Below are 26383 nucleotides of genomic sequence, written 5' to 3' on the forward strand. Positions count from 1 at the left end.
ATAGAAATATTCATATGATAATCAATGATAAAAACTATCGCCCACCAGATTAAATAGGATGGTACTGAGTACAGCTTGTACTTAACGAAATTAGTACTTAATGGGATTACGCCCAGCTAATGAGTGGGATAATGTGGTGCCATCGACCATTTCCAACTCGCCGCCAACAGGCACGCCATGCGCGATCCGACTGGCGAGCACCCCATACTGACCGCACATCTGGCCAATATAGTTAGCGGTTGCATCCCCTTCAACCGTCGGGTTAGTCGCTAGAATGACTTCACTGATAGTTTCAGTTTCAAGCCGTTTTTCAAGCAAATCCAAACCTATATCACCAGGACCAATACCATCCAGAGGTGATAAATGCCCCATCAACACAAAATAACGCCCACCAAACTGACCGGTTTGCTCAATGGCATGGATATCTGCCGGGCTTTCGACCACACAGATTTGGCCATTTTGCTGGCGACGTGGATTGGAGCAAATAGTGCAGCAGTCTTGCTCGGTAAATGTTCGGCAATCAGCACAGTGGCCAATTTCAGACATTGCGCGAGTCAACGATTGCGCCAGGCGCATTCCACCACTGCGATCACGCTGCAGCAGCTGGAATGCCATACGTTGCGCCGATTTCGGGCCAACACCCGGCAAACAGCGCAACGCCTCCATTAATGATTCAAGGAGTGGGCTGGTTTGCATCAGAACGGCATCTTAAAGCCTGGTGGCAATTGCATCCCACTGGATACAGAAGCCATTTTCTCTTTCTGCGTTTCATCAATACGACGGGCTGCATCGTTCAATGCCGCAGCAATCAAATCTTCCAGCATCTCTTTGTCTTCTTCAACCAACAGGCTTGGGTCGATTTCAACCCGGCGGCAGTTATGCGCCCCATTAATTGTCACTTTTACCAAGCCCGCGCCAGATTCACCGGTAACTTCCAATTTGGCGACTTCTTCCTGCATCTGCTGCATTTTTTCCTGCATCTGCTGGGCTTGTTTCATTAAATTGCCAATACCGCCTTTACCAAACATAGTCATCTCTCATAGCAAGGGGCTGCGTCGGTGCACCATGCACTTATCGCAGCGATTAAACCGGCCGGATACTTTCTTCATCCAGCTCCGCGTCGAAGAAACGACGCAGTGTCTGAATATTATTATCCGCAATAATTGACTGGCGCGCTTGTGCCAGTTTTTCTTCATAAATGGCCTGCCGCCACTCCAGCGGGGTACGCTCCGCCAGATTATCATCTTCAATAACGCTAAGTGTAACCGCGTTACCGTGTAATTCACTCAGTGCATCAGCCAGCGCCTTTTGCGCCGATGGCGAATTTAAATGGCGCTGAGCAGAACGCAGGTGAAGGCGAATATTACCCGGTTCTATTTCTTCTTTAAATGCATTCAGCGCAAGTTGTTGCACCAATTTCGGAATCTGTAACTTATCTATCTCTGCGGCCCACGGGTCTCTTTCCATCGCGGCTTCAGCCAATTTTGCTGACAGCTCCGGGGTTTTTTCATGCTCCAACGCAGAACGCAATGCTTTCGGTGTGGCTACCGGCTCTGCCGACACCTCTGGTTGATTCTGAGCCGTCCAGCGATAAGCTTCTTTCTTCGCCGGTTTCTTTTCTTCCGTTGATTTAGCTGCCAGACGCTGCTGGCTACGCTCAGTCACCGAAGCTAAGCGCTCCAGTGCTGAGTTTGCCGGCCGCGCTTTTCCTGGCGCTGCCGGTTCATTCTTTTTTGGTGTGGTCGCTCCCGACTGTCGGAGTAACTGCGTTCGCGCCTGAAGCAGTTGCGCAGTCGAATCCGGTAACTGGGCGTTCTCCTGCGCAGCCGCACCTAATGGCGGGGCTTCTTGTGCAGGTGCATGCTGAGCATAAACTGGGGATTGCTGGTGTTGTTGAGCTGTGGCGTTATTGGCCACCGCCATCGGCGCACTCACTGGCACCATCTGAGACTCAGCAATTATCGCTTTAGGATGAAACGCCAGAGCACGTAAGAAGGTCATTTCAACCCCCATGCGGCGGTCAGGTGCGAAAGCGAGCTCTTTACGCCCCACCAATAAGGTTTGGTAATAGAGCTGAATATCTGTCGGAGGTAGTGTCCGGGCTAGCTCGCGTAGTCGCGGTTCAATGGTGGCGTAGTGATTATCCAACATTGACGGCAACAATTGCACCATCGCAATACTGTGCAGCAAACTTAGGGTTTCGACTAACAGATTTTCCCAGTCAATACCACGTGATGCTGCTTGTTCAAGCTGAGCCATCACCCGCGCGCCGTCGGCACTCACTAAAGCTTCAATAATCGCTAACGGCTGCTCATCATCCAGTGTTCCCAACATCTGGCTGACGGTGGCGGTCGTCACACTGCCATCCCCCATCGCGATGGCCTGATCCGTCAGACTTAGCGCATCGCGCATGCTGCCATCTGCGGCTCTGGCTAGTAACTGTAAGGCACGGGCGTCACTGCTAATCTGTTCCGCCTGCAATATTTTTTCAAGCAGCGCGCGAATGACTTCAACATCGATAACTTTAAGATGGAACTGCAAGCATCGGGAAAGAATTGTCACCGGCAACTTCTGCGGATCTGTGGTCGCCAGCAGGAATTTCACGTGAGCTGGCGGCTCTTCAAGAGTTTTCAGCAAGGCGTTGAAGCTGTGCCGCGACAGCATATGGACTTCATCGATCAGATAGACCTTGAAGCGGCCACGGGCTGGGGCATATTGAACATTATCCAGCAGCTCTCGGGTATCTTCGACCTTCGTCCGGGAGGCGGCGTCTATTTCGATAAGATCAACAAAGCGGCCTTGCTCAATCTCCTGACAATTAGCGCAGACACCACAAGGCGTCGCGGTAATGCCGGTTTCGCAATTAAGACCTTTGGCTAACAACCGAGCAATGGTGGTCTTGCCAACACCACGGGTACCAGAGAATAAATAGGCGTGATGAATTCGCCCTAACGAAAGGCCATTAGCCAACGCCGTCAGAACATGTTCCTGACCAACGACGTCTAAAAACGTTTTTGGGCGCCACTTACGGGCAAGTACCTGATAGCTCATTAATGCTTCATCGTTGATTTATGATGGATAATTTAACCTAGTATATCTAATTTGGCCGTTTTTCGGACATATGCAAGTCGCATAATGACGATGCTCACCGTAGTGTATCAGTACGCCCATCCTCATTCCCATAAATTTACTTTGCCGATGTAACCCGGCCCTGGCAGACAATGGCGCAAGCTTGGGAGTAACACGAGGAGGAGTCAGAATTTGTTGGTAGGAATATTTTTACTACTGGGTGCACTTCCCTGACCTAAATTTTATCAGGCTTGAGGAAAGGGCTGGGGCACTTAGATATAGCCTCACGACTGACGGCGAGGCTACTATCTGCAAACAACCAATTTTAAATAAAATCAGCTATTAGTGACCGCTGAAAGAGACCAGGCTGTAGCAAGTAATCCCTTGCTGAGTCAGGCGTGTTTCGCCACCCAGTTCAGGCAAATCAATAATAAATGCAGCGTCAGTCACTTCACCACCCAGACGACGAATCAGCTTAACAGTTGCTTCAATCGTCCCACCGGTAGCCAGTAAGTCATCAATAACCAAGACTTTATCGCCTGGTTGAATACTGTCCGTGTGGATCTCGAGTTTGTCGGTACCGTATTCCAACTCATAGCTTTCGCTGATGGTTTCACGTGGCAGTTTGCCCGGTTTACGGACGGGAACAAAACCTACGCCCAGAGACAAAGCCACTGGCGCACCGAACAGAAAGCCGCGTGCTTCAGTACCCACGACTTTGGTCACGCCTGCATCCAGATAGCGCTCAACCAGTAGTTCAATGCTGGCAGCATAGGCTAACGGATCTTCCAGCAAGCTGGTCACATCACGGAACAGTATTCCCGCTTTTGGATAATCGGGGATGGTTTTGATACTGTTTTTAATATATTCAAGCTGTTGTGCTGTATTAGGTGCAGTAGCGGTCATAATTTGTGCCTGATAAAACTGCTGTACATACTAAAGCGCGGCCAGTCGGTGCTAAATTGGCATCAACTGAGTAACTTGTCCTATCTGGCAATATTTCGGTCTACCATGTCGCCATAAATGGAGCAAATTACTGCATCCTTAACCCTAAGGACGCAACGAGGGAATACCCCGCGCACGAAAACGCTCAAATCTATGCAAACTGATACCAAAAAGCAACTGATGTGAACTGCTCAGGGCTTTTTTTGTTGCGATAGGTCAATAACTGGCATCCGTAACATGAAAGTCAGCAATATCGCTAATATAACGAGCAATATGCTCCTGACCCACCAAATTTTCACCAGCCACAGCGAAAGGGCGAAAGTCAGCACGGTAACAAATATTGCTTTCCATTTTGCCCCTGGAGGCAAAGCTCGATGTTGCTGCCACGTGCGTATATAGCTACCAAACCAAGAACGGTAAAGTAGCCAATGATGAAAACGCGGAGAGGATCGAGCAAAACACCACGCGGCCAATAATAAAAATGGCGTAGTCGGTAACAGAGGCAGCACGACACCTAAGGTCGCCAAAACTACTGCCAACCAACCCAAGGCAATTAACAACCAACGAGACATACACTCCCTTTCGTACCCAATAAAATCCAAGTTGTAACTCAGTGACAACTGATTTGTATCACGTTTGCGCTAATTCGCGGGGTGAACGATAGCCGCCAATACACTTACAGCTTGAAAGATTACCGGGATCTAATATTCATCAACGCAGCCCTATCAATAACGCATGCGCTAACCATCATCAATAGATATTCTTGGCATTATTAGCACAATACATATATTTACTCGCCTCTTACTTGTAACTCCGCTCTTTCAAAGGCAAGCTGGCGAAAAACGCTAAGGAGAAGCGCCATGAGTACAGAAAAGTTATTACAGGTGCTTGAAAGCCAAATTGAAGCATTGTCTGCGCAGGTAGGGCCGCAAGCTAATACACCTTCTCAGCAAGCCCGCTTTGATCTGAAATTGTTTAGCAATCATGGTAACCGCTTTCGCGATTATCTAATGGAAGTGCACAAGAATATGGCGCAATTGAAACAGGTTGTGGCTGAGAATCGGACACAGCAGGTTGCTTTTCTGGCTGAGAGATTGGTTGCACAGATATCCGCATTACAACGAGAGCTGGCAACACAGAAGTTAAGGAAATCTAACCCTGAACCGCGAGATAATAAACAGGATCCTTACCATAAACTGGCTGAACACCAAGATTATGAACGCCGTATTCTGGCCATGATTCAGGACCGAGAAAGCCAGCTTGGTAAGCAAAGTTTATTAATCGAACAGCAAAAAATACAGAAAGAGCTTGCCGCATTAGAAGGCCGTCTAATGCGCTGCCGGCAAGCGCTGATAAAAATAGAGCGCAGTATTGAAAAGAAAGAGAACGGTTTTTGAATATTTGTCACATTTTTTGAATCATTGTGGTTCCGACAGCGTATAGTTTTCTATAATGTTAATGCCCATTAGCAGCTGTGTTGGCTACTTTAGTTTGCAGTTCTCCTGCACATTGAGATCCGTTGGGCATAAATATTGAAATCAAGTCAGGTGAGAACCCAGAACAAGGGTCTTGCTACCGGGCTTTTCCTATTAACTGAAAATCAAATGTTGGCCACGTTATGTCAGTTGAAAAAGCTTCACCAGAACTGCAACTGGCAGTAGATCTTATCTACTTGCTGGAATGCAATGAGATAGCGCCAGAAACAGCACTGGCAGCGTTAGCGATCGTGCAACTTGATTATCAGCGTAAGCTCCGTCATCAGACTACTGATTAACCAAGTTTCACTGATGCTTTGATGCTTAGCCAAGGCGATACACACTGGTATCGCCTTGTTGCCAGTAATGGTATTCACCAATACCCCCCGCTAAATGATCTCAGGCGAGTGGTTTGTTGATATCCGGTAACTTAGGTTTCTTATCCCCAGCGTCAGATTGGCCTGACGGCAAACCATGGGTATCAAACGGGCGGTTGACTTCCTGCACTTCGGTGCCATTAGCTTGGTGTAAATACACTTCTAACTGGTTGAAGGCAATATTGATGTCATTCTCATGACATAGTTTATCAATCGCTCGGTTCAATTCATCTACCGTATAACTTCGGTCACCTAATTCACGCACATACACACGCAATTCATGATCAAGAGTGCTGGCACCAAAGTTTAGGAAGAATACATGAGGTTCCGGGTCAGTCATTACTCGTGGATTTTCATGTGCTGCTTTTAGCAAAATCTCTTTTACTTTTGCTAAATCAGAACCATAGGCCACACCGACTTTAATGATAATTCGAGTGACGGTATCGGATAGTGACCAGTTGATCAGGCGCTCAGTAACAAAAGCCTTATTCGGAATAATTACTTCTTTGCGGTCAAAGTCGGTAATAGTGGTCGCGCGGATCCGTATCTTGCTGACATTCCCTGAGAAAGTGCCAATGGTAATGGTATCGCCAATACGAACAGGGCGTTCGAAGAGAATAATCAAGCCCGATACAAAGTTGGCAAAGATTTCCTGCAAACCAAACCCTAGCCCCACAGACAGTGCTGCCACCAGCCACTGTAGCTTATCCCACGAAACACCCAGTGAACCCAGCGCCGTTATCCCCCCAATCGCGGTAATCAGATAAGTCAGGATCGTGGTGATCGCGTAAGAAGTCCCCTGCCGCAGTTGCAGGCGCGACAATACAACGACTTCAAGTAAACCTGGCAAGTTACGTGTCAGAATATAAGCAACCACCAGCGCCATTAGAGCGACTAGCATATTGCCCAATGTGACAGCCTGTGTGACGCTCGCCCCCGCCACCGTCGCGCTGTAATGCCACAACGAGATGCTGTCCAGATAGGAAATAACGGTGATGAGATCTGCCCAAATCCCGTAGAAGGCACTGGCAAATATCAGGAACAGCGCCATCGTGGTCAGGCGTAATGATTGCTGGTTAATTTGATCCAACGCCAGCGGCGGTTCTTCTATTGGTTCACTGCCTTCGGCTCCCTCTTTAACCAGACTTTGTCGCCGCGCAATTGCGCGCCGGTATGCCAAACGCCGCGCTGCAACACCTAAACCACGAATAGCTGTTAGGTAAACGATATTCCATAAGAATAATAAATACAGGCTATCAATCCAGCGGCCAGCCAGCTGTAGCGTGGTATAGAAATACCCAGCAATCATCAACCCAATTAATATAATGGGGGTTACAGCCACAGCGGTAACAATGACTAACCTGACTGCATGAGAGTCTTTCTCGCGCCAGCTATCACGGCAGAAGGGATAAACGAACAAGGCCAGCAGTGCCAGAGCTATAACAATCACCACCTGTCCGATAACATCATCGACTAACCGAAGTGGGCTTTTCTCTCCGAGCACAGACCAGAAGATAACCGGCAATAATGCCGCCCCCAAGCGCACCATCTGACGGCGATAATGCGCGCATCGGTCGGCCGCTATCATAAAGTGGCGCTCAGTGATGCCACCTGGCGATAACATTCGATATGTCAGATCAAACACGAGCCAGAACAAGGCTAAACGTTGGAAGAAGCTCCAAAGCACATCACTAAGATTGAAATCTGAGCGCAAACACCAGTAACCGACGCCTAAGATGATCAGGGTGCCTGGTAGCACTTTCAGCAAAGTGAACATGATGGCAACCGGGGTGTGCATCTGGCTGTCGCGTTTTAATTGCCCAACATCATCAGCCAGGCTACCCAGATGCTTATTGATGATGGTATAGCGCGATCGGATCACCCCCACCGCAATTAGCATCGGAACCAAGAACACCAGGGATTTAAGCAAGCCGGCGAAGATATCCCCCCATGACAGAGTAAAATGGAAATTACTTATTTCTGCCTTGAGCGCCCCCGGTAGTGCTTTCAGCCAAGACCAATCCATCGGCTTGTTGCTACTAACCCAGAAAATCTGCTGCGTTAGCGTATGTTGTAGTGATTGATTGACGCTCAATAGCTGCTGCTGGTTAATTTGCAGATTAATAGCCAGTGTCAGTTGGTTACCCAGCTGTTTATTTAATTGATCCAGTAATTCGCGCCGGATATCAACAATTTGCCCCAGCGCGTCTTCCACATCAGGGCTAATTTTCTCTTTACTGTCACTCATCAGGGTTTGAATATAGTCATCCCCTTGGAAGAGTTGGTCGCGCTGCTGATTAATTTCAAATTGCTCAAGCCGTAAATCGGCAATGCGCGGCCCCATATTGGTAATCAAACCAGAGGTCGGTAAATTCAGCTGCTGCTGATACAAAATGCGAGAAAGCAATAAGCTGCCGCGTAATACGGTAATTTGTTCTTTTAAATTTCGCTCAGATTGTAGGGCGCGATCCAGCCAGTTTTTAACCCGAATATTCTGTTGAACCAGTGTATTGCCTTCTTTAGTGGCATTAATTAATCGCTGGCTCAACTCTTTGTTAATCGCTAATTCACGACTGACTAAAGGGTCATTTTGGATATCTGTCGCGTCAGCGGGTGCTTGCGCTTCTTTGGCTGTTTTCTCTGACAGAATTAACCGTTTACCACTCACCACTTCTTGCAGTAGCTGGACATAGCGCTCCAACTGATCGATGTGTGCGGTAGTGTAATCTCGTTGTTTTTGCAGCAAATCTTGCAAAGTAGTATTAGCATCCAGATTTTTACGCTGTAAATCTAACTGCGCGTTTAACATGACCTGTTCTGTCAATAACTCTTGCTGCTGGGTTGGCCGTAAAGCTTCTTGGCTCGGCGCTAAGCCATTAAGTTGATTGCGAATTTGCATTAAACGTGTCGATGCATTGTACATCGCACTCTGGACGCGTTCAGGCTGTGTTTGCAGGGAAATGAGTTGGCTATTATAGGCGGAGAGGTCTTCCTGAGCCGACTGCAAATCATCCAGCGTTTCGTTTAGACGTGTCTCCAACTGGCGTAATGAGTAGTTCGCCAGTGACTCACGGGTCATTGTGTCGGCGGAGTTATTCTTGAGTGCATCCAGCCCTTCGGTCGCCTGACGTAACTTCGCCGGGGCTTGAGCCAATTGTTGCCTAAGCTGGTTGGTTTCCTGCTTGGTTCGCTCGATAGTATCAAGATACTCAAGCGTCTTGGTCAGATCTTGCTGCGATAGTTTTTCCGCTGGGGACAATATCTTTTGCTTTGATAATGCATCCAGTTGGCTCAGTACTTCATTACGGGTCGGTACATCTATATTGATTCCCGCAGCAAAGAGTGACGGGGAAAATAGCAATGCAATTATAAGCAGGGTAAGCATTGTCTGTAGGCGTAATAAAAACGCGCTCGTTAGCGTAATTATTGGTGCAGAGAGTGGTAAAGAATATTGATTGTGAAATTTGCTGCTCATATTTGAACTTCATTTCAACACAGAGGATGAGATCCTATCACGTTCAATCTTGGCTCATAATAAGAAAAGTCTTTCAGAGCGTGAATAGCAGTAATAATGCGGGCAGTTACGCACTTGCTGCGCAATGTTATGTAACTGCCAGAAATATAAGTTGATTAGATAATAAAAATCAGAAGCGCCAAGTCACTCAGAATGTCAGGACTTTCTCAGCAGCCAGCGTCCATTGTGCAAGTTCTACCAGAGTACCGATTTCTACACCATCAACCAGCGTTAACTCACTAATACCACGTGCATCCGCGCAGGTTTTACAAAGTTTTACCGGAACATTCTGTGCAGTTAATATTTCCAGCATCTGCTGCAAATTATAACCTTCTCGTGGCTGCTGCCCATTAAGGCCAGCAATAACCGCATCAGACATTAAGAATAGACGTAAATCGAGATTTGTTTGCTGTTCTTTCAAGGTGATGGATAAACGTAGGGCATTAAATAGTGACTCATGGCCATAAGCCGCGCCATTGGCAATCACCACCAGCGAATTGACTTCAGAACTCATATAAACCTCTCCAGTTAATCCGATACCTTGCTATTAGTCTCATTTTGCAATGAAAGGCTGTGGGCTAACATATCCAGGAAGGCATCAATTAATACCGGTGCCTCTTGTTTTATATCAAAACTTTCCGGCATAAAAAGCCAGTTTTCCATCAAACCTGTAATATAAGCTCTCATGATTATCGCAGCACGGCGAGTATCAAGATTGACGGGCAATTGATTTGCTTCAATACAGCCTTGCAAAACCGATTCAATTCGCTCATAACTAGCTAAATCAAGAACTTTACGCGCGTCATGGACGGAGGTCATCTCACCGACAAATTCACATTTATGGAATACAATCTCCATTAATGCGCGGCGTCGGCAATCCTCACGCGTAGAAACAAGTACATAGATGAGTATTTCGCGCAGAATACGTAGTGGATTATCAGGATATTTTACCTGATACTCTAGCTCGAGCTGATCAATTTTAGACTCTGATAACGCCCAAACCTCGTTAAATAGGTCTACCTTATTCTTGAAGTGCCAGTAAATCGCGCCACGGGTAACACCTGCGGCGGCGGCAATATCAGTAAGCGAAGTGCCAGAAACACCGTGCGCAGAAAATTCCCGCACTGCGGCATCTAGAATTTGTTGCCGGGTCTCTTCGGCTTGCTGTTTGGTTTTTCGTGCCATAGCGTTGTTTTTTCGAGGGGGTGCGATTTACATACATTCACGAATGTATGTACCATAGCACGCACATATAATTTACGCAGCAATGGGTTTTAAAGCTTGTGATCCATTGGATTAAATTAAAAATCGGACACTTGAGGTTTATCTATGAGCAAAAACAGAGGGGTAATGCCTCTGGCTGCAATTCTGGTACTTTCAGGCAGCTTAGTACTTATAGGATGTAATGACAAAGATGCGGCGCAAGCCCATGCTCAACAGGCACCTGAAGTCGGTATTGTGACATTGAAAGCAGCACCGCTGAATATCACAACCGAGTTGCCAGGCCGCACGTCCGCATTCCGTGTTGCAGAAGTTCGCCCGCAAGTTAGCGGGATTATTCTTAAACGTAACTATGTTGAAGGCAGTGATGTCACCGCCGGAACATCTCTTTATCAAATTGACCCAGCCACGTATCAGGCTGCTTATGACAGTGCGAAAGGTGATTTAGCTAAGGCGCAAGCTGCTGCTGACATCGCACGCCTGACTGTGAACCGTTATAAACCACTACTGGGTACCAACTACATCAGTAAGCAAGAATATGACCAGGCAGTGTCTGACTCTATGCAAGCCAATGCTGCAGTTCTTGCGGCAAAAGCTGCGGTAGAAACAGCGCGTATTAACCTGGCTTATACTCAGGTCACCTCGCCAATCAGTGGTCGCACGGGTAAATCTTCAGTGACTGAAGGGGCTTTAGTGACCAGTGGCCAGGCAACTGCGCTGACAACAGTTCAGCAGCTTGATCCTATGTATGTTGATGTCACTCAATCAAGCGATGAATTCCTGCGCCTGAAAAAAGAGCTGGCTGATGGCACGCTCAAACAAGAAAACGGCAAAGCCAAAGTTCGCTTGTTGTTGGAAAACGGTACTGAATACCCTGAAACCGGTACGTTAGAGTTTTCTGGTGTCACTGTGGATGAAACCACAGGTTCAATCACCATCCGTGCAATCTTCCCTAACCCGAATGAGGCATTACTGCCAGGGATGTTTGTCCGTGCCCGTCTGGATGAAGGTGTCAGACCTGATGCACTGTTAGTGCCTCAACAAGGTGTGACCCGTAACCCACGTGGGGAAGCAACAGCGATGGTTGTTGGTGCCGACGACAAAGTTGAAATGCGCACGTTGGTTGCTAATCAAGCTATTGGTAACAAGTGGTTGGTTACCGAAGGGTTGAAAGCAGGCGATCGTCTTATTGTTTCCGGCTTGCAGAAAATCAGACCGGGTGTGCAGGTAAAAGTGCAGGAAGTTACTGACGAGACACCAAAAGCAGCCCCAGCTGATACAGCGAAGAAGTCTTAAAAGGAGCCGGTAATTCATGGCTAAGTTCTTTATAGATCGCCCTATTTTTGCTTGGGTTATCGCTATCATAATCATGTTGGCGGGCGCTCTTGCGATAATGAAATTACCTGTTGCGCAATATCCGACCATTGCGCCACCGGCAATTACAATCTCCGCCAACTACCCTGGCGCTGATGCGACCACTGTGCAGAATACAGTTACACAGGTTATCGAACAGAACATGAACGGTATCGATAACCTGCTGTATATGTCTTCCAGCAGTGACTCCTCCGGTAATGTGCAGTTGACGTTGACCTTTAACTCAGGCACTGACCCGGATATCGCTCAGGTTCAGGTCCAGAACAAACTGCAATTAGCGATGCCATTGCTGCCGCAAGAAGTACAGCAGCAAGGTGTCAGCGTTGAAAAGTCCAGTAGTAGCTTCCTGATGGTTGCCGGCTTTATTTCTGAAGACGGTAACATGCAGCAAGAAGACATTGCTGACTATGTTGGTTCTAACATTAAAGATCCGATTAGCCGTACTACTGGGGTGGGTGATGTTCAGCTGTTTGGTTCCCAATATGCGATGCGTATTTGGATGGACCCGCACAAACTGAATAACTTCGGTTTGACGCCAGTTGATGTTATCAGCGCCATTAAAGTACAGAACAATCAGGTTGCAGCGGGTCAGTTAGGTGGGACACCACCGGTGCCAGGTCAGGAACTGAACTCATCAATTATTGCGCAAACCCGTTTAACAAATGCGGAAGAATTCAGCCAAATTTTGCTGAAAGTGAATACTGATGGTTCGCAGGTTCGCCTGAAAGACGTTGCTATCGTCAAACTGGGTGCTGAAAGCTACAACATCATTGCCCGTTATAACGGTAAGCCAGCGGCAGGTATCGGTATCAAGCTGGCAACAGGGGCTAACGCCCTGAACACCTCCGCGGCAGTAAAAGCTGAACTGGCGAAATTACAGCCGTTCTTCCCTGCCGGGTTGAAAGTGGTTTATCCGTACGACACCACACCGTTCGTTAAGATCTCTATTAACGAAGTGGTTAAAACACTGGTAGAAGCCATTATTCTGGTGTTCTTGGTTATGTACCTGTTCTTGCAAAACTTCCGTGCAACGTTGATTCCAACGATTGCGGTGCCGGTCGTATTGATGGGGACTTTTGCCATTCTCTCTGCCTTTGGCTATTCGATAAACACCCTAACGATGTTCGGGATGGTGTTGGCGATAGGGCTATTGGTGGATGACGCCATCGTGGTCGTAGAGAACGTCGAACGTGTGATGCAAGAGGAAGGGCTACCACCGAAAGAAGCCACCAAGAAATCCATGGAGCAGATCCAAGGTGCATTGGTGGGGATCGCGTTGGTGCTTTCTGCGGTATTTATCCCGATGGCCTTCTTCGGCGGCGCAACCGGGGCGATTTATCGTCAGTTCTCTATCACTATCGTTTCAGCCATGGTGCTCTCGGTTCTGGTGGCATTAATTCTGACACCAGCACTGTGCGCAACAATGCTGAAACCTATCGCCAAAGGCGAACATGGCCCGAAAACCGGCTTCTTTGGTTGGTTTAACCGCATGTTCGACAAGAGTACCCACCATTATACCGACAGTGTTGCCAACATCTTGCGCAGCACCGGTCGTTATCTGGTGATCTATCTGGCACTGGTTATTGTGATGGGCTTGCTGTTCATACGGCTCCCTTCTTCATTCTTGCCAGAAGAAGATCAGGGCGTGTTCCTGACCATGGTACAAATGCCGGCGGGGGCAACCCAAGAACGTACTCAGAAGGTGCTAAATCAGGTTACTGACTATTATCTCGACAAAGAAAAAGATGTGGTTAACTCGGTGTTTACCGTTAACGGCTTCGGTTTCAGTGGTCAAGGTCAGAACACCGGTCTGGCATTCGTTAGTCTGAAAAACTGGGACGAGCGCCCAGGTGAGCAAAACAAAGTCCCAGCCATTGTAGGCCGTGCCTCTGCTGCATTCTCACAAATTAAAGACGGTTTGGTGTTCGCCTTTAACTTGCCAGCGATTGTGGAATTGGGTACAGCCACCGGTTTCGACTTCCAGTTAATTGACCAAGGTAACTTGGGGCATCAGAAGTTAACTGAAGCACGTAACCAACTGCTTGGTATGGCTGCGCAACATCCAGATATGCTGGTCGGTATGCGCCCTAACGGGCTGGAAGACACACCTCAGTTCAAAGTGGAAGTTGATCAGGAAAAAGCACAAGCCCTTGGTGTGTCAATTTCTGATATCAATACCACCCTCGGTTCCGCGATGGGCGGCAGCTACGTAAACGACTTTATCGACCGTGGTCGTGTGAAGAAAGTTTATGTGCAGGCTGATGCACCATTCCGCATGTTGCCGGGTGACATTGATAAATGGTATGTCCGTAACAACGCCGGTCAAATGGTGTCGTTTGCAACCTTCTCCAGTGCCAAATGGGAATATGGCTCTCCACGATTGGAACGCTACAACGGCTTACCATCCATGGAGATTCTGGGTCAGGCTGCACCGGGTAAAAGTACCGGTGAAGCAATGGATCTGATGCAGGAATTGGCAGCTAAGTTACCAAGTGGTATTGGTTATGACTGGACGGGTATGTCCTATCAAGAACGTTTATCCGGTAACCAGGCTCCAGCACTGTACGCCATCTCGCTGATTGTGGTCTTCTTGTGTCTGGCTGCATTGTATGAAAGCTGGTCGATTCCATTCTCAGTTATGTTGGTGGTACCACTGGGTGTGGTCGGTGCACTGATGGCGGCTTCGCTACGCGGCTTGGAAAATGACGTTTACTTCCAGGTAGGCTTATTGACCACTATCGGGCTATCGGCCAAGAACGCCATCTTGATTGTTGAATTCGCCAAGGACTTAATGGACAAAGAAGGCAAAGGGTTGGTGGAATCAACCTTGGAAGCGGTGCGTATGCGTCTGCGTCCAATCTTGATGACCTCACTGGCCTTTATCCTTGGGGTTCTGCCGCTGGTTATCAGTAGCGGTGCCGGTTCTGGTGCACAGAATGCGGTTGGTACCGGTGTAATGGGCGGTATGATAACTGCAACCGTGCTGGCTATCTTCTTTGTTCCGGTATTCTTCGTGGTGGTTCGCCGCCGTTTCAGTCGGAAAAGCGAAGATGTAGAACACGCACACACCGTTGATCATAAGGTGCCGTAAACCTTACTGACAACTGATGATGTCATACTTAGAAGGCCGCTATATTGCGGCCTTTTCTTTTATCTTTTTCTGCCACTTGCACGCGTTTTTGCCACGTTGACACAGCAGAAAACAGGGCACTATCCCCGCGCCAGAGCAGCCCATCCCGCAGTGATGATTATATTGTGATCAATATACCAAATAGCGAGTTGAGTATTTGCAGCAAGGTAATAAATTACTATGATGTAAATATTCATAAAAATGAAGATAAAGACAAACCGCATCAAGGAAAGATAAATGGAAGTAAGATTAAAAATCCTTTATGACGCACAGGTTATTGATTCAGATGTTTATTTCGGCATGCTTAATGTTCTCAAGCGGCTGGAGCAACACTGGCAATTATCTATTCGCCATCCTCAGGGTGAAATGTTAATCACTCATATGGCCAATGCGTTGATGCGGGCAAGTCAAGGACAGGTTATTCCGGCTATCGATAACGAGATATTAACAGAGATCGAAGCCGCAGAAATTTTTGCCAATATCAGGGAAATTAATAACGATTTACTCTCACTGTTTGCCTTCGAGGTACCCGATTACGAAGTAGGATATCTATTAGCAAACTTATATGGCTTACACTTGGCCCAGTAGGCAGAGAGCTAATTATATTTACATAAGCTAAATATTCAAAAAAATGAATAATAAAATATCAATATTTGGGAATTTAATATGCTATTGAAAGCACTACAAAAACAAAATCCAGCACTCATGGATGCGGCACTTTTACTTTGGCAACAAGGGGCCATTAAACCTGACAGCTATGTCATTGATGTTGATCAGGTCAAACAAAATGCACGTTTATTGTTAGCTACAGCAGCACGTTACGGCATCACACTTTATCTCATGAGTAAACAATTTGGCCGAAACCCGCAGCTCTGCAAACTACTGCTGGAATGTGGCTATCAAGGGATTGTCGCAGTAGATTTCAAAGAGGCACGCCAACTCTATCAGCATAATTTACCCGTGGCTCATGTCGGTCATTTGGTGCAAATCCCCAGTGCTATGGTGGATGAAGTGGTTGCCCACCACCCAGAGGTGATTACAGTATACAGTACTGCTAAAGCGCGTGAAATTGCAGCCGCAGCTCTGCGTCAGAACAGAGAGCAAGCGCTGTTGCTCAAAGTTTGGCACCACGGTGACCTTATTTATCCGGGACAAGAGGCCGGATTTTCGCTAGATGAACTGCCCGGCATTATTAACGAAATAAAAGCCTTACCGGGGGTTCGTTTGGTGGGAGTCACCCATTTTCCCTGCATGCTTTTTGATAGTGAAAAAGGAAAAACATTGCCCAGCCCCAACCTCAATACACTTATTGAGGCAAAAAGTATCTTTGAGCAACAAGGGATATCTGTGGAGCAGGTCAATGGCCTTCAGCAACTGGGGTAGAAAGCCTGCCGCAGTTAGCGCGCTTTGGGGTAACGCATGCTGAACCGGGACATTCATTGACCGGAACTATGCCATCCAATCAACAGGGCAACCAACCCGAGCATGTCGCGATGCTGTATCTGACCGAGATTTCCCATTGTCATCAAGGCAAAAGTTATTGTTATGGTGGCGGATATTATCGCCGCGGCCATTTAAGCAATGCACTGGTCTATGAGCAACAATGGCGCGCAAGCAAGGTACTGAAACCGGCCAATGACAGCATCGACTACACGCTCAGCCTTGTCGAACCCTTTGCCGTCGGCAGCCCAGTTATCATGTGCTTTCGCACCCAAATTTTTGCCACCCGCAGTGATGTAGCCCTGGTTGCAGGGATTCATACCGGCCAACCAACACTGCTAGGAATTTATGATAGTCAGGGTAATACCATTCCAACGTCCACAGGACAGGAGAGGTTATGAGTAAGTTTATCGTACTGGTCATCGACAGTTTTGGCGTGGGTGCCATGCCTGATGTTTGCGAAGTTCGCCCACAAGATAAAGAGGCCAACACCTGCGCCCATATTTTGCAAACCTATCCAGAGCTGCGGTTACCTAACCTGGAAAAGCTGGGGCTACTCAATGCACTGCATATTGGTTCACCTGATTTCAATGACAGTGTGATGCAAGATAATCCGCATGCCAGTTTTGGTGTGGCACTATTGCAACATGAAGGTGGAGACACCTTTATGGGTCATCAGGAAATTATGGGTACCCTGCCCCGCGCGCCCTTAAGCATGCCCTTCGCTACGGTAAAATCACGGGTGGCTAATGCATTACGCCAACAGGGATATCAAGTTGAAGAGCGCAGTGCGACTGATGATAACAGCGATTTACAATTTTTATGGGTCAATGACTGTGTAGCAATTGGTGATAATCTTGAGGCAGATTTAGGTCAAGTATTTAATATTTGTGCTAATTTAAGCGCCATTGATTTTTCTCAGGTAGAAAAAATAGGTAGGATAGTGCGCGGTTGTGTCGAAGTGAACCGTGTCATCGCCTATGGAGGGCTACTGATGGACAGCCAGGCAATCATCAGTGCAGCTGAAGTTAAGCAACAACACTATATTGGCATTAATAGCCCAAAATCCGGTGTTTATGATCGTGGTTTTCAGGTTATTCATCTCGGTTATGGTGTTGATACTGATGTTCAGGTGCCCCAGCAGCTAGAAAAAGTGAATATTCCAACGGTTCTGATCGGTAAAGTGGCAGATATTGTTGCCAACTCTGCCGGGCGAAGCTACCAACAATTGGTTGATTCCCAAGTTATTTTGGATATCACATTGAGCGAGGTTCAACGCGCAGGGAGTGCCTTCATCTGTACCAATATTCAGGAGACGGATCTGGCGGGCCATGGGCAAGATGTTGAACGTTACGCCGAGCGCCTGCAATTGGTCGACACAATGTTAGGTAATATTACCGCCGCTATGGCTGTAGGTGATTGCCTGGTGGTGATGGCTGACCACGGTAACGACCCAACCATCGGCCACAGTAAACACACTCGGGAGCAAGTCCCGCTGCTGGTCTATCATGCCAGCACGGATAGTTCACTACCGCGGGCCATTCGATTAGGTATCCGCAAAACAATGTCTGATGTCGGCGCGACAGTTTGTGAGTTTTTTGCCGCTCCTGCACCACAAAATGGCCACTCTTTCTGGCAGCAACTAACGAATGCCAGCAAATAAGGGAATATATCCAGGCTATTTAAAACATATTCAAAAGTGGGGAAACAGAAATGCTTAAAATCGCTATTGGCGGGCAGCTTAATAAAAACGAAATACAAGATTGTTTAATTAAATATGGTGCAGGGAAAGTCTCTTCTGAAATATTTACCGACATGGATGCCGCCATGAAAGTAAAAAATGGCAGTTTTGATTATTACGTCGGTGCTTGCCAAAGTGGCGCTGGTGGTGCACTGGCCATGGCCTATGCCCTGATAGGTCGCGACAAGTGCGCCACTATTGCTAATGCCCTAACCCAGCCCTCTGAGGCAGCTGTCAGCCAATTGATAGAACAGGGGAAAAAGGCATTTGGCTTTACCAATGATCGTGTTGAAAGCTCAGTTAAAGCCCTGTGTGCCGTTTTATTAGCTGACAAATAACAATGCAAATAAATAACGCCAAGTGACTTTATTGTATATAACTAAAAAACTTGGCGTTGCCACCAACAACAATAATAAACAAATTAGCCTGGAGCTGGTTAGCTCCGATGGGGTCGTGATATGGAATCGTTTAATTTAGTTAAGATTATTCTTTTCTCGCTAATGGGGGGATACGCCACCTTTCTGGCCAATAAATCTATCGCGGTTTATCACGATGGATTGCGGCCTATCATGCCAGAGTTTATGAATGGCAATATGAGCCGAAAAGAACTGGCCGGTATCTCGTTTGCTATCAGTATTGGCTTTATCACCGGTTTTGCCATGCCGATTACGCTGGCAACTGGGATTATTGTTATTCATATCGTGTTACTGACCGCCGATATTATTGGGGTATCACTGAACAATACTAAGCTCGCAGTATTCATTGGTACTCTTTATGGTGCGTTAGTGACCATCGCGCTGGATGGGCTGATTAAAGGTTTCTCTTATCTGCCGGTCAATTTCCTGGATGCTCTGGCGTCAGTGGGTGACCCTATCATTTATGCCTTTGTCGCCTTCCCTGCTATTGCCGTCGGTTATCAGTTTGGTAAGAAAGCCGGGCTAATCACGATTATTATTGCCTTCCTGGCCCGCGTAGTCATTGAGCGCATAAACCCGGTCACTATTGCCGGTAATGAAGTGGCGCTCAGTCCTGAAGGGATTGCGATGCTGTTTGGCATGATTTGCCTGCTGTTTTTTGCCTCGCGCGATAAACGCCATGGCGAGGAAGTGGAACACAGCCTGTTTGACGACAACATAAAGCGTATTCGGAAGAATGCTATTTATCTATTGCCGATGGCGGCCTTGATCACCATTACTGCCCACTACCATTGGATCGCTGGCGAACCCATTGCCGCGGCACTGCTTGGTAAAGGACAAATTACTTCAGCAGCCATCGTCGCCATCGTACAAGCTCTCGCCTTTATGCCGCTGATTATTACCACCGCAATGATAAGCGGCGTGTATGGTACTAACGGCTGGTGTGACTGGTTCCTCGGATTAGGTTATCTCGCTCCGAATCCAGTCGTGGCCGGCATCCTCGGCGCTGGCGCTATGGGGGTGGAGATTACCAGTTTAAGTCGAATTGGTAAGGCAATGAACCGCTTCCCATCACTGAAAATGTCGGGTGACAATATTCGTACGGCCATGACACAGATTCTTGAAATTGCACTCTTGGTTGGCGGGGTCAATGCCGCAAATCAGATCTGGCCCGGTACCGGTATTTTCGTGGTCGTCAGCTTATATATCCTTAACGAAATATGTGGCCGCCCCGTCATGAAGTTGGCGGCTGGCCCCATCGCCGCAATTATTGTTGGGATACTGGCCAACATCTTCGCTGTTCTCGGGCTGCATGTCGTCGCCTAAAACACAGCAATAACAGCACCCAGATTGCAAAATCCGCAGACTTAGGTTTGCGGATTTTTTTTATTCGGACTTGAAACTGAAAAATGAAAGGTGCATAATTATTGTTATAGTATAACATAACATATGGAGTTCTTATGAAACCTGGCATCCATCCTAACTACCGAACCGTGGTTTTCCACGATACCAGTGCAGATACCTATTTCACTGTAGGTTCAACCATTGCCACGGCACGCACGATTGAACGTGATGGTCAGACTTATCCTTATGTCACATTGGATATCTCTTCGGCCTCACATCCGTATTACACCGGTAAACAAAAAGAGTTCTCAAAAGAGGGCAGCACTGCACGCTTCCATCAACGTTTTGGCAGTTTCCTGACCAAAAAAGCCAGCTAATTCTGAGAGTTAATCATGCAAGTATTGAGTTCATTACGTTCTGCAAAAAACCGTCATCCCGACTGCAAAATCGTCCGTCGTCGTGGCCGAGTGTATGTTATTTGCAAAAGCAATCCACGTTTTAAAGCGGTTCAAGGAGGGACACATAAGAAACGTTGATATTGAGTATATTGTCAGTCTACCAGTAAGCCCCGTTGCTGCCCAACGGGGCTTTTTTCTGTCACAAAAGGCACTGAAATTCAGCCTCTGACGCTAACTATCACAGGCTGAATACTCTTTTCCTGCGACTACTTCATACTGGCCACCAGAGTATCTACATTGTGTTTAAATGCCTCGGCATAGGTCGTGGCCGGGCCACCTGCGGCAGACAACGCTTCAGGATAGAGTTCTCCGCCCGCTTTAGCACCACTGGCGGTGGCAATCTGTTTCACCAAGCGCGGATCGGTTTGATTTTCAATAAAATAGGTTTTTATTTTCTCTTGTTTGATTTGATTAATCAGTGCTGCCACACCGCTGGCACTGGCTTCAGATTCAGTAGAGAAACCCACTGGTGACAAGAAGTTAACCCCATATTCCTGGCTAAAATAACCAAAAGCATCATGGCTGGTTAGCACTTTTCGCTGCGCGGCTGGAATTGCTGCAAATTGTGCTTTGGCGTAAGCATCCAGTTTTTCCAACTGCTGAATATACTCCCCGCCCCGTTTGCGAAAATAATCCGCATCTTCAGGATCGGCGGCAATCAATGCATTCATTACGTTGTTAGCATATTTAATACCATTCGCCATGCTGTTCCATGCATGGGGATCAGTCACTTCCTTACCCTCTTCATCCATTTTGCGGGTATCGACTCCGGTTGATGCGATAACCACCTGGCCTTTATAACCAGAGGCGGTGATCAGCCGCTCCAGCCAACCCTCCAATCCTAACCCACTGACAAATACCACATCCGCTTTGGACAGCTGCTTGCTGTTTTTCGGCGTAGGTGCAAAACCGTGAGGATCACTATTTGGCCTAACCAAAGTCACCACATTGACATGCTCGCCCCCAACTTGCTGGACGATGTCTCCTAAAATAGAAAAACTGGCAACGGCTTCAACCGTTTTTGCCATTGCCAATGGGCTTGACAGTAGGGCAGCCACCGCCAAACTAATAGGTAAACGCTTCATTTAACTCTCCTTTTATGACAGATACTTCTCAACGGCGCGCAGTTGCCAACACACCACCACGCGTTCCAAATAAAATAGACACAAAGAAAATCAGGCTGGCGCTAAGCACGATGGCAGGCCCAGCAGGCAGCGAAGCATAATAAGACCACAACAGGCCAACAATACTGGCAAGCATGCCAATCGCCATCGCGCCCCCCAATGTTTGCGGCAGATTTTTAGCCCAAAAACGTGCGCTGGCCGCCGGTAACATCATTAATCCGACCGACATCAAGGTGCCAAGAATTTGGAACCCAGCAACCAGATTAAGAACAACCAAAGAGAGAAATAGCGCGTGGACTACCATCAGCCAACGCCCCATACTGACCCGCAAAAAAACCGGATCGAACGATTCGACGACTAACGCGCGATAAATAGCAGCCAAAGCCAGCATGGAAAATGTGGTGATCGTGCCCACCATGGTCATGGCGCTAGCATCGACGGCCAGAATAGAACCGAATAACACATGCAGCAGATCCATGCTGGAACCCCGCAGCGAAACCAAAGTGACCCCTAAAGCCAGAGAGCCAAGATAGAAGCCGGCAAAACTGGCATCCTCCTTTAATAGTGTTCGCCTACTGACCCAGCCGGACATCATGGCAACCGCCAGCCCGGCAATAAAACCACCAATGCCCATGGCAACCAGTGACATACCCGAAATCAGATAGCCGATAGCCGCACCGGGTAGTACTGCGTGAGACAGGGCATCACCGACTAAACTCATTCGTCGCAGTAATAAGAAAACACCTAGAGGTGCTGAACTGAGTGACAGTGCCAAGCAAGCCACCAAAGCCCGGCGCATAAAGCCAAAATCCATGAAAGGATCAACAAGTAAATGAAACACTGTCATGAATTGATGGCCCTCAGTGGTTGCTGTGGGAGCAAAGAGGAAAGCGCGCAAGATGAACTGTGGATGTGATGCCATTGTGCTAGAACCTGATCAGACGACTGCCAGCAGCACCCTTGCGGGGTCATCCACAATGCATGGGGAAAGTGATCGGCAACCATCGACATATCGTGCAGGACAGCAATAATAGTCCGCCCCTCGTCGTGAAGTTGATGAATAACCTCAAGCAATAGCCGAACAGTTTGACTATCGATGCCAGTAAAAGGCTCATCCAGTAAAATCAGTTGCGCCTGCTGCACTAACAGGCGGGCAAACAGCACCCGTTGTAATTGTCCGCCGGACAACTCGCCCACGGGTTGGCACGCCATATCCTGCATGCCAACGGTGTCTAATGCCTGTTGAATGCGCTGCCGTGATTGAGGGTTAATCCCTCCGAGCAAGCCACTTTGTGGCCAGCACCCCATTGCCACAACATCTTGAACAACAATGGGAAACTGCTTATCTAATTCAGCTTGTTGCGGAAGATAGGCCATTTGCGGCGCTTTACCGCCAGTGAAAGTGATTTGACCGGCAACTGCCGGTTGCAAGCCCGCCAATGTTTTAAGTAAAGTCGATTTACCTGTGCCATTTGCGCCGATAATAGCGGTTAGAGAACCCGCGATAAAACAGCCGTCAATGGGTGGCGTCAGCGCATGACGTTCATAGCCAATTTCAGTATTTCTCAAATTTATCATGGCAATACATTCGCCCAATAAATAGCACACCACAGCAGCAGGCAAAGCAGAGCAACCCCCGCCATACGCTGTAACGAAGAAAGTGAGAATAATGTCCAATAAGGAAGAGAATTAAACCGAGCTGAAAGCTTATTCATATAAGGAAGAAACAGATATTTAAGTGATACATTATAACATCACATATTATCACTAAGTTCAAGAGTCGTGCACTGGCTTATCTATGTCAAAAGTAACAAACCATGACGAGATGCCCCATCGGCAGAATTGCGTGCAGGAAGTAAAACTTCCGCTGTGGATAAAACAAGCGGCACTAACATGGTTAGTTACAGTAAATTAAACTATCTTTACTGCTACTTTGCTGATGAGGGCTGGTAAGCTTTTGCCACTCCAGTATCATAATTACTCGCGAATGCTCGCAAAACAGTAAATTACATAATAAAAAATAACTAATACAGCAGCACCTCTACTTGATAAAACCCGCTGAGCATTCTAAATTAATAGATATGGGGTAAATTAACTGTAGGTAATAACCTTAAATATTGAGATTTCTATTTAAGCCTTGTTATTTTATTGCAAGATAGTGTTATTGGTCGATAGTGATCCAAATAACATCACTGGGTGTTAACTAAGCCTTTTGGTTGATAAATCTCATTAAAATTGAATTTTTTGATTCAAATCATGTCAATAGTAGTTGGAAAATAAATATCATCGCATTTTTTGTAACGATAACGGCACAGTAATGAATTAATCTTACCACTATGAGCGGACAATTAATGAACAATGAAATAGCTGGGGACTTCTCATCAGGGTGTTACCCGATTTCATTACTGAAGAATGTTATCAACAATAATATCCGTGAGATTGAAGGAAATTTAGTTTCCGGGTTAATGTATTATTCAGAGGATGCTAGATACAAGGTTGGCTCATTAGAGATCCTTGATATTCACAATGTGAAAGCTAATTGTTATTCAATGACTTACTGTTATCGGTGGTATATCTTCAATCCATGTTTGGATATCAATACTGAAGAATCACTAACAAATGCTGTAACATTTATTGTACATCCCGAAAAAATCGTCTTTGATATAATTAACAATGATAGACCTTCAACCGCTGACGAATTGTAAGCTTAAGTAATAAAGTTGCGCGGTGAGCGGAGAAATGATTTATATTCATAACAAGACTAGTTTATTTACTTTACCGATAAGCTTCTTCGTTTATATGATTACCGATCTACTCACATTGTGTTATCAACACCGAATTAAGAGTTTACGGAGGGGATGATATGGATGAGTACTCACCTAAACGGCATGACATTGCCCAATTGAAGTTTCTATGTGAGAGTTTGTATGATGAAGGCATTGCTACCCTTGGTGATAGCCACCATGGCTGGGTAAATGACCCGACATCTGCCGTAAACCTGCAACTCAATGATTTGATCGAGCATATAGCTTCATTTGTGATGAGTTTTAAAATAAAATACCCAGATGGCGGCGACCTTTCAGAGTTAGTGGAAGAATATTTAGACGATACATATACTCTGTTCAGTAGTTATGGGATCAATGATCCTGAATTGCGTCGCTGGCAAAAAACCAAAGAGCGTTTATTCAGACTTTTCTCAGGGGAATACATCTGTACCCTGATGAAAACTTAAGGGATAGTTCCCCTATATTATTTGTATATTGAGAAGAAAAATTACCATGACAAAAACTGACTACCTGATGCGTTTAAGAAAATGTACGACTATTGATACGCTGGAACGTGTAATTGAAAAAAATAAGTACGAGCTAAGCGATGATGAGTTGGAATTGTTTTACTCAGCTGCCGATCATCGCTTAGCTGAACTCACAATGAATAAACTTTATGATAAAATTCCACCTACTGTCTGGCAACATGTGAAATAGTCTGCTTAACGCTGGTTAAGACACACAACGTTGAGCCGATAATCGCTATCGGCTTCAATGCGGCAAGTGCTTTGTAAGTGTTTTAATTTAGGATAAATGTGGTGACAAAACTACGGTATTGAAGGTTAGCTTCAATCCCGCGCTATTGCACATCTACACGTCAACCAAACTATTAGCGTTATCAAAGCGGTTAAGTAAAGGCACATTGTTGCTCTATTTAATTTATTAAGGCTCCAGCTGATAGCTAATAATTTAGAGACATTATTAATTCATTGCTAAACCTAAAGCGTAAATAGAAAATCTAATCTATATAAATATAAGAAAAATCCCATTTCGCTGTTCAATACTTAGTCTATCCCGCACCCTACTGACCTGCCCCCCACGGTTAAATACAATAGTCAGTTAGTAATATCAGTTTGTTTACCTTCCAATTCTCCGTTTTGCTAACCCACTGCAAATTCAGATGGCAATTCAGAGCCCAGATCTGTTCTTATTGTCGCGGAATAGACACGAAACAGCACAATATTACCCAGAATGTACATCACCTGTATGAGTCACTAGCCAAAGCGCCTACGCCCCAGCATAGCTTCGCGGAGAATCCTGATAATCTGTTCGTCGGAAAACGCGTCTTCATGGGATGTCCTCAGGTTGCTGATGAAGACATTACTAACATCGGAGTGTGTAATTAATGGAGAGTAGGTCACTCCCTGCAAATCATTATATATGTTAAAACGAATACATAAATTGACTTTATCTCTGGCTGACCTAAGATAACCTCAGTATTCAAGCCTCGGAGTTCCCATGATGACATTAACGCCATTGCAACTTTTCAAAAATTTATCAGATGAAACTCGTCTGAATATCATTCTGCTGTTGCGAGAATCCGGCGAGCTATGTGTTTGCGAGCTTTGTAATACCTTGAATGAGTCTCAGCCTAAGATTTCCAGACATCTAGCAATGCTGAGAGAATCTGGGCTTTTGCTGGATCGTCGGGCTGGAAAGTGGATTCACTATCGTTTATCACCTCATATTCCTGCTTGGGCTGCGACCGTGATTGAGCAAGCTTATCTCAGTCAACGGGATGCAATCATTTTACTGGCGAGAGGTAATACGACAATGAAAGGCAAGGTCGCTTGCCTCTGATACATTAAAAAATTTACCCATTCATATCTGTTTTTTCGTATTTGTTTGAGAGCGCGAACAGATTAACCAAGCAACGGGAAGGAAAGAATCGATGAAAACTCTCTCAGTTTATGACCCAGCATTATGTTGC

Annotated in this window: 26 protein-coding genes, 1 pseudogene and 1 other annotated feature; of the genes and pseudogenes, 16 read left to right on the top strand and 11 right to left on the bottom strand. The window is 46.5% G+C overall.

Translation table 11 applies throughout. The features are described from left to right. Positions 1 to 90 precede the first annotated feature (90 nt). The 4 genes from recR to apt form a co-directional block, all read right to left on the bottom strand. The gene (gene recR / locus N0H69_RS19475; RefSeq protein ID WP_050151533.1) at positions 91 to 696 is read right to left on the bottom strand and encodes a recombination mediator RecR; all 606 of its coding nucleotides are present in this window, start codon (positions 694 to 696) and stop codon (positions 91 to 93) included. Then, complete coding sequence (locus N0H69_RS19480) at positions 696 to 1028, bottom strand: YbaB/EbfC family nucleoid-associated protein (RefSeq protein WP_019081276.1); 333 nt, start codon at positions 1026 to 1028, stop codon at positions 696 to 698. Before N0H69_RS19480 ends, recR begins: the two co-directional genes overlap by 1 nt. A gap of 55 nt (positions 1029 to 1083) precedes the next feature. Further along, positions 1084 to 3051 (bottom strand): DNA polymerase III subunit gamma/tau, encoded by a 1968-nt coding sequence (gene dnaX, locus N0H69_RS19485; RefSeq protein WP_050151534.1) that lies wholly within the window; start codon positions 3049 to 3051, stop codon positions 1084 to 1086. Continuing rightward, positions 1690 to 1754 (bottom strand) — a sequence feature (DnaX frameshifting element). (Overlaps the previous gene by 65 nt.) A gap of 360 nt (positions 3052 to 3411) precedes the next feature. Beyond that, positions 3412 to 3975, bottom strand: coding sequence for an adenine phosphoribosyltransferase (gene apt, locus N0H69_RS19490; protein WP_050108889.1), 564 nt, complete (start codon positions 3973 to 3975; stop codon positions 3412 to 3414). An 82-nt stretch (positions 3976 to 4057) separates the two neighbouring features. On the opposite strand from apt, the gene N0H69_RS22300 reads away from it, so the two are divergent. Then, positions 4058 to 4117 (top strand): hypothetical protein, encoded by a 60-nt coding sequence (locus N0H69_RS22300; RefSeq protein ID WP_080987071.1) that lies wholly within the window; start codon positions 4058 to 4060, stop codon positions 4115 to 4117. Positions 4118 to 4205: 88 nt separating this feature from the next. Here the strand turns inward: N0H69_RS22300 and N0H69_RS19495 are convergent, their stop codons facing one another. Then, positions 4206 to 4586 (bottom strand): DUF454 family protein, encoded by a 381-nt coding sequence (locus N0H69_RS19495; RefSeq protein ID WP_050108891.1) that lies wholly within the window; start codon positions 4584 to 4586, stop codon positions 4206 to 4208. Positions 4587 to 4874: 288 nt separating this feature from the next. Between N0H69_RS19495 and priC the strand changes: the two genes are divergently transcribed. Both priC and rsmS read left to right on the top strand, forming a co-directional pair. Beyond that, positions 4875 to 5411 carry a primosomal replication protein PriC gene (gene priC / locus N0H69_RS19500; RefSeq protein ID WP_050151536.1) on the top strand — a complete coding sequence of 179 codons (537 nt, stop codon included), beginning with the start codon at positions 4875 to 4877 and terminating at the stop codon, positions 5409 to 5411. Positions 5412 to 5632: 221 nt separating this feature from the next. Continuing rightward, a complete protein-coding gene (gene rsmS / locus N0H69_RS19505) occupies positions 5633 to 5788 on the top strand; it encodes a pleiotropic regulatory protein RsmS (RefSeq protein WP_050122667.1) in 156 nt (51 codons plus the stop codon). A gap of 100 nt (positions 5789 to 5888) precedes the next feature. On the opposite strand, the gene mscK is transcribed toward rsmS, so the two are convergent. The 3 genes from mscK to acrR all read right to left on the bottom strand — a co-directional run bounded on the left by mscK (position 5889) and on the right by acrR (position 10565). Beyond that, a complete protein-coding gene (mscK, locus tag N0H69_RS19510; RefSeq protein ID WP_050151538.1) occupies positions 5889 to 9341 on the bottom strand; it encodes a mechanosensitive channel MscK in 3453 nt (1150 codons plus the stop codon). A 187-nt stretch (positions 9342 to 9528) separates the two neighbouring features. After that, the gene (locus tag N0H69_RS19515) at positions 9529 to 9894 is read right to left on the bottom strand and encodes a DsrE/DsrF/TusD sulfur relay family protein (protein WP_050108898.1); all 366 of its coding nucleotides are present in this window, start codon (positions 9892 to 9894) and stop codon (positions 9529 to 9531) included. Positions 9895 to 9908: 14 nt separating this feature from the next. Beyond that, complete coding sequence (gene acrR / locus N0H69_RS19520; RefSeq protein WP_050108900.1) at positions 9909 to 10565, bottom strand: multidrug efflux transporter transcriptional repressor AcrR; 657 nt, start codon at positions 10563 to 10565, stop codon at positions 9909 to 9911. Positions 10566 to 10709: 144 nt separating this feature from the next. Between acrR and acrA the strand changes: the two genes are divergently transcribed. The 9 genes and pseudogenes from acrA to ykgO all read left to right on the top strand — a co-directional run bounded on the left by acrA (position 10710) and on the right by ykgO (position 20582). Further along, on the top strand, positions 10710 to 11897 hold the full coding sequence (acrA, locus tag N0H69_RS19525) for an efflux RND transporter adaptor subunit AcrA (RefSeq protein WP_050108902.1): 1188 nt from the start codon (positions 10710 to 10712) through the stop codon (positions 11895 to 11897). A 16-nt stretch (positions 11898 to 11913) separates the two neighbouring features. Then, a complete protein-coding gene (gene acrB, locus N0H69_RS19530; RefSeq protein WP_050108904.1) occupies positions 11914 to 15066 on the top strand; it encodes an efflux RND transporter permease AcrB in 3153 nt (1050 codons plus the stop codon). Positions 15067 to 15342: 276 nt separating this feature from the next. Further along, entirely contained in the window at positions 15343 to 15693 is a 351-nt protein-coding gene (locus tag N0H69_RS19535; RefSeq protein ID WP_050108906.1) for a PRD domain-containing protein, read from the top strand. Positions 15694 to 15771: 78 nt separating this feature from the next. Continuing rightward, a pseudogene (locus tag N0H69_RS19540) lies at positions 15772 to 16946 on the top strand (YhfX family PLP-dependent enzyme). Further along, the gene (locus N0H69_RS19545) at positions 16943 to 18208 is read left to right on the top strand and encodes a phosphopentomutase (protein WP_050151540.1); all 1266 of its coding nucleotides are present in this window, start codon (positions 16943 to 16945) and stop codon (positions 18206 to 18208) included. Before N0H69_RS19540 ends, N0H69_RS19545 begins: the two are co-directional and overlap by 4 nt. A 50-nt stretch (positions 18209 to 18258) precedes the next feature. Beyond that, positions 18259 to 18624, top strand: a complete 366-nt coding sequence (locus N0H69_RS19550) for a DUF2620 domain-containing protein (RefSeq protein WP_050133560.1) — start codon at positions 18259 to 18261, stop codon at positions 18622 to 18624. A 120-nt stretch (positions 18625 to 18744) separates the two neighbouring features. After that, complete coding sequence (locus tag N0H69_RS19555) at positions 18745 to 20028, top strand: YhfT family protein (RefSeq protein WP_050108913.1); 1284 nt, start codon at positions 18745 to 18747, stop codon at positions 20026 to 20028. A 134-nt stretch (positions 20029 to 20162) separates the two neighbouring features. Next, positions 20163 to 20423 carry a type B 50S ribosomal protein L31 gene (locus N0H69_RS19560; protein ID WP_050077358.1) on the top strand — a complete coding sequence of 87 codons (261 nt, stop codon included), beginning with the start codon at positions 20163 to 20165 and terminating at the stop codon, positions 20421 to 20423. Positions 20424 to 20438: 15 nt separating this feature from the next. Next, positions 20439 to 20582, top strand: a complete 144-nt coding sequence (gene ykgO, locus N0H69_RS19565) for a type B 50S ribosomal protein L36 (RefSeq protein ID WP_002208618.1) — start codon at positions 20439 to 20441, stop codon at positions 20580 to 20582. Between the two features lie 128 nt (positions 20583 to 20710). On the opposite strand, the gene N0H69_RS19570 is transcribed toward ykgO, so the two are convergent. The 3 genes from N0H69_RS19570 to N0H69_RS19580 are packed head-to-tail and all read right to left on the bottom strand — an operon-like array spanning position 20711 to position 23206. Continuing rightward, positions 20711 to 21589 (bottom strand): metal ABC transporter substrate-binding protein, encoded by an 879-nt coding sequence (locus tag N0H69_RS19570; RefSeq protein ID WP_050151542.1) that lies wholly within the window; start codon positions 21587 to 21589, stop codon positions 20711 to 20713. A gap of 28 nt (positions 21590 to 21617) precedes the next feature. Further along, positions 21618 to 22475 (bottom strand): metal ABC transporter permease, encoded by an 858-nt coding sequence (locus N0H69_RS19575; protein WP_050151544.1) that lies wholly within the window; start codon positions 22473 to 22475, stop codon positions 21618 to 21620. Next, positions 22472 to 23206 (bottom strand): metal ABC transporter ATP-binding protein, encoded by a 735-nt coding sequence (locus tag N0H69_RS19580; protein ID WP_050133694.1) that lies wholly within the window; start codon positions 23204 to 23206, stop codon positions 22472 to 22474. Before N0H69_RS19580 ends, N0H69_RS19575 begins: the two co-directional genes overlap by 4 nt. A 773-nt stretch (positions 23207 to 23979) precedes the next feature. Between N0H69_RS19580 and N0H69_RS19585 the strand changes: the two genes are divergently transcribed. The 4 genes from N0H69_RS19585 (at position 23980) to N0H69_RS19600 (ending at position 26253) form a co-directional block, all read left to right on the top strand. Next, complete coding sequence (locus tag N0H69_RS19585; protein WP_050108920.1) at positions 23980 to 24333, top strand: hypothetical protein; 354 nt, start codon at positions 23980 to 23982, stop codon at positions 24331 to 24333. Positions 24334 to 24491: 158 nt separating this feature from the next. Beyond that, on the top strand, positions 24492 to 24860 hold the full coding sequence (gene tomB, locus N0H69_RS19590) for an Hha toxicity modulator TomB (RefSeq protein WP_004392643.1): 369 nt from the start codon (positions 24492 to 24494) through the stop codon (positions 24858 to 24860). A 46-nt stretch (positions 24861 to 24906) separates the two neighbouring features. Beyond that, positions 24907 to 25110, top strand: a complete 204-nt coding sequence (gene ymoA / locus N0H69_RS19595; protein WP_002208622.1) for an expression modulating protein YmoA — start codon at positions 24907 to 24909, stop codon at positions 25108 to 25110. Positions 25111 to 25911: 801 nt separating this feature from the next. Further along, positions 25912 to 26253 carry a metalloregulator ArsR/SmtB family transcription factor gene (locus N0H69_RS19600; protein ID WP_050151547.1) on the top strand — a complete coding sequence of 114 codons (342 nt, stop codon included), beginning with the start codon at positions 25912 to 25914 and terminating at the stop codon, positions 26251 to 26253. The last annotated feature ends 130 nt before the right edge of the window (positions 26254 to 26383 follow it).

It is taken from the genome of Yersinia alsatica, from assembly GCF_025133195.1.
Classification (GTDB): Bacteria; Pseudomonadota; Gammaproteobacteria; order Enterobacterales; family Enterobacteriaceae; genus Yersinia; species Yersinia alsatica.

Coding starts and splice junctions, on each gene's coding strand:
- recR (WP_050151533.1), bottom strand. CDS start 696: ATGCAAACCAGCCCACTCCTTGAATCATTAATGGAGGCGTTGCGCTGT.
- N0H69_RS19480 (WP_019081276.1), bottom strand. CDS start 1,028: ATGTTTGGTAAAGGCGGTATTGGCAATTTAATGAAACAAGCCCAGCAG.
- dnaX (WP_050151534.1), bottom strand. CDS start 3,051: ATGAGCTATCAGGTACTTGCCCGTAAGTGGCGCCCAAAAACGTTTTTA.
- apt (WP_050108889.1), bottom strand. CDS start 3,975: ATGACCGCTACTGCACCTAATACAGCACAACAGCTTGAATATATTAAA.
- N0H69_RS19495 (WP_050108891.1), bottom strand. CDS start 4,586: ATGTCTCGTTGGTTGTTAATTGCCTTGGGTTGGTTGGCAGTAGTTTTG.
- priC (WP_050151536.1), top strand. CDS start 4,875: ATGAGTACAGAAAAGTTATTACAGGTGCTTGAAAGCCAAATTGAAGCA.
- rsmS (WP_050122667.1), top strand. CDS start 5,633: ATGTCAGTTGAAAAAGCTTCACCAGAACTGCAACTGGCAGTAGATCTT.
- mscK (WP_050151538.1), bottom strand. CDS start 9,341: ATGAGCAGCAAATTTCACAATCAATATTCTTTACCACTCTCTGCACCA.
- N0H69_RS19515 (WP_050108898.1), bottom strand. CDS start 9,894: ATGAGTTCTGAAGTCAATTCGCTGGTGGTGATTGCCAATGGCGCGGCT.
- acrR (WP_050108900.1), bottom strand. CDS start 10,565: ATGGCACGAAAAACCAAACAGCAAGCCGAAGAGACCCGGCAACAAATT.
- acrA (WP_050108902.1), top strand. CDS start 10,710: ATGAGCAAAAACAGAGGGGTAATGCCTCTGGCTGCAATTCTGGTACTT.
- acrB (WP_050108904.1), top strand. CDS start 11,914: ATGGCTAAGTTCTTTATAGATCGCCCTATTTTTGCTTGGGTTATCGCT.
- N0H69_RS19535 (WP_050108906.1), top strand. CDS start 15,343: ATGGAAGTAAGATTAAAAATCCTTTATGACGCACAGGTTATTGATTCA.
- N0H69_RS19545 (WP_050151540.1), top strand. CDS start 16,943: ATGAGTAAGTTTATCGTACTGGTCATCGACAGTTTTGGCGTGGGTGCC.
- N0H69_RS19550 (WP_050133560.1), top strand. CDS start 18,259: ATGCTTAAAATCGCTATTGGCGGGCAGCTTAATAAAAACGAAATACAA.
- N0H69_RS19555 (WP_050108913.1), top strand. CDS start 18,745: ATGGAATCGTTTAATTTAGTTAAGATTATTCTTTTCTCGCTAATGGGG.
- N0H69_RS19560 (WP_050077358.1), top strand. CDS start 20,163: ATGAAACCTGGCATCCATCCTAACTACCGAACCGTGGTTTTCCACGAT.
- ykgO (WP_002208618.1), top strand. CDS start 20,439: ATGCAAGTATTGAGTTCATTACGTTCTGCAAAAAACCGTCATCCCGAC.
- N0H69_RS19570 (WP_050151542.1), bottom strand. CDS start 21,589: ATGAAGCGTTTACCTATTAGTTTGGCGGTGGCTGCCCTACTGTCAAGC.
- N0H69_RS19575 (WP_050151544.1), bottom strand. CDS start 22,475: ATGACAGTGTTTCATTTACTTGTTGATCCTTTCATGGATTTTGGCTTT.
- N0H69_RS19580 (WP_050133694.1), bottom strand. CDS start 23,206: ATGATAAATTTGAGAAATACTGAAATTGGCTATGAACGTCATGCGCTG.
- N0H69_RS19585 (WP_050108920.1), top strand. CDS start 23,980: ATGAACAATGAAATAGCTGGGGACTTCTCATCAGGGTGTTACCCGATT.
- tomB (WP_004392643.1), top strand. CDS start 24,492: ATGGATGAGTACTCACCTAAACGGCATGACATTGCCCAATTGAAGTTT.
- ymoA (WP_002208622.1), top strand. CDS start 24,907: ATGACAAAAACTGACTACCTGATGCGTTTAAGAAAATGTACGACTATT.
- N0H69_RS19600 (WP_050151547.1), top strand. CDS start 25,912: ATGATGACATTAACGCCATTGCAACTTTTCAAAAATTTATCAGATGAA.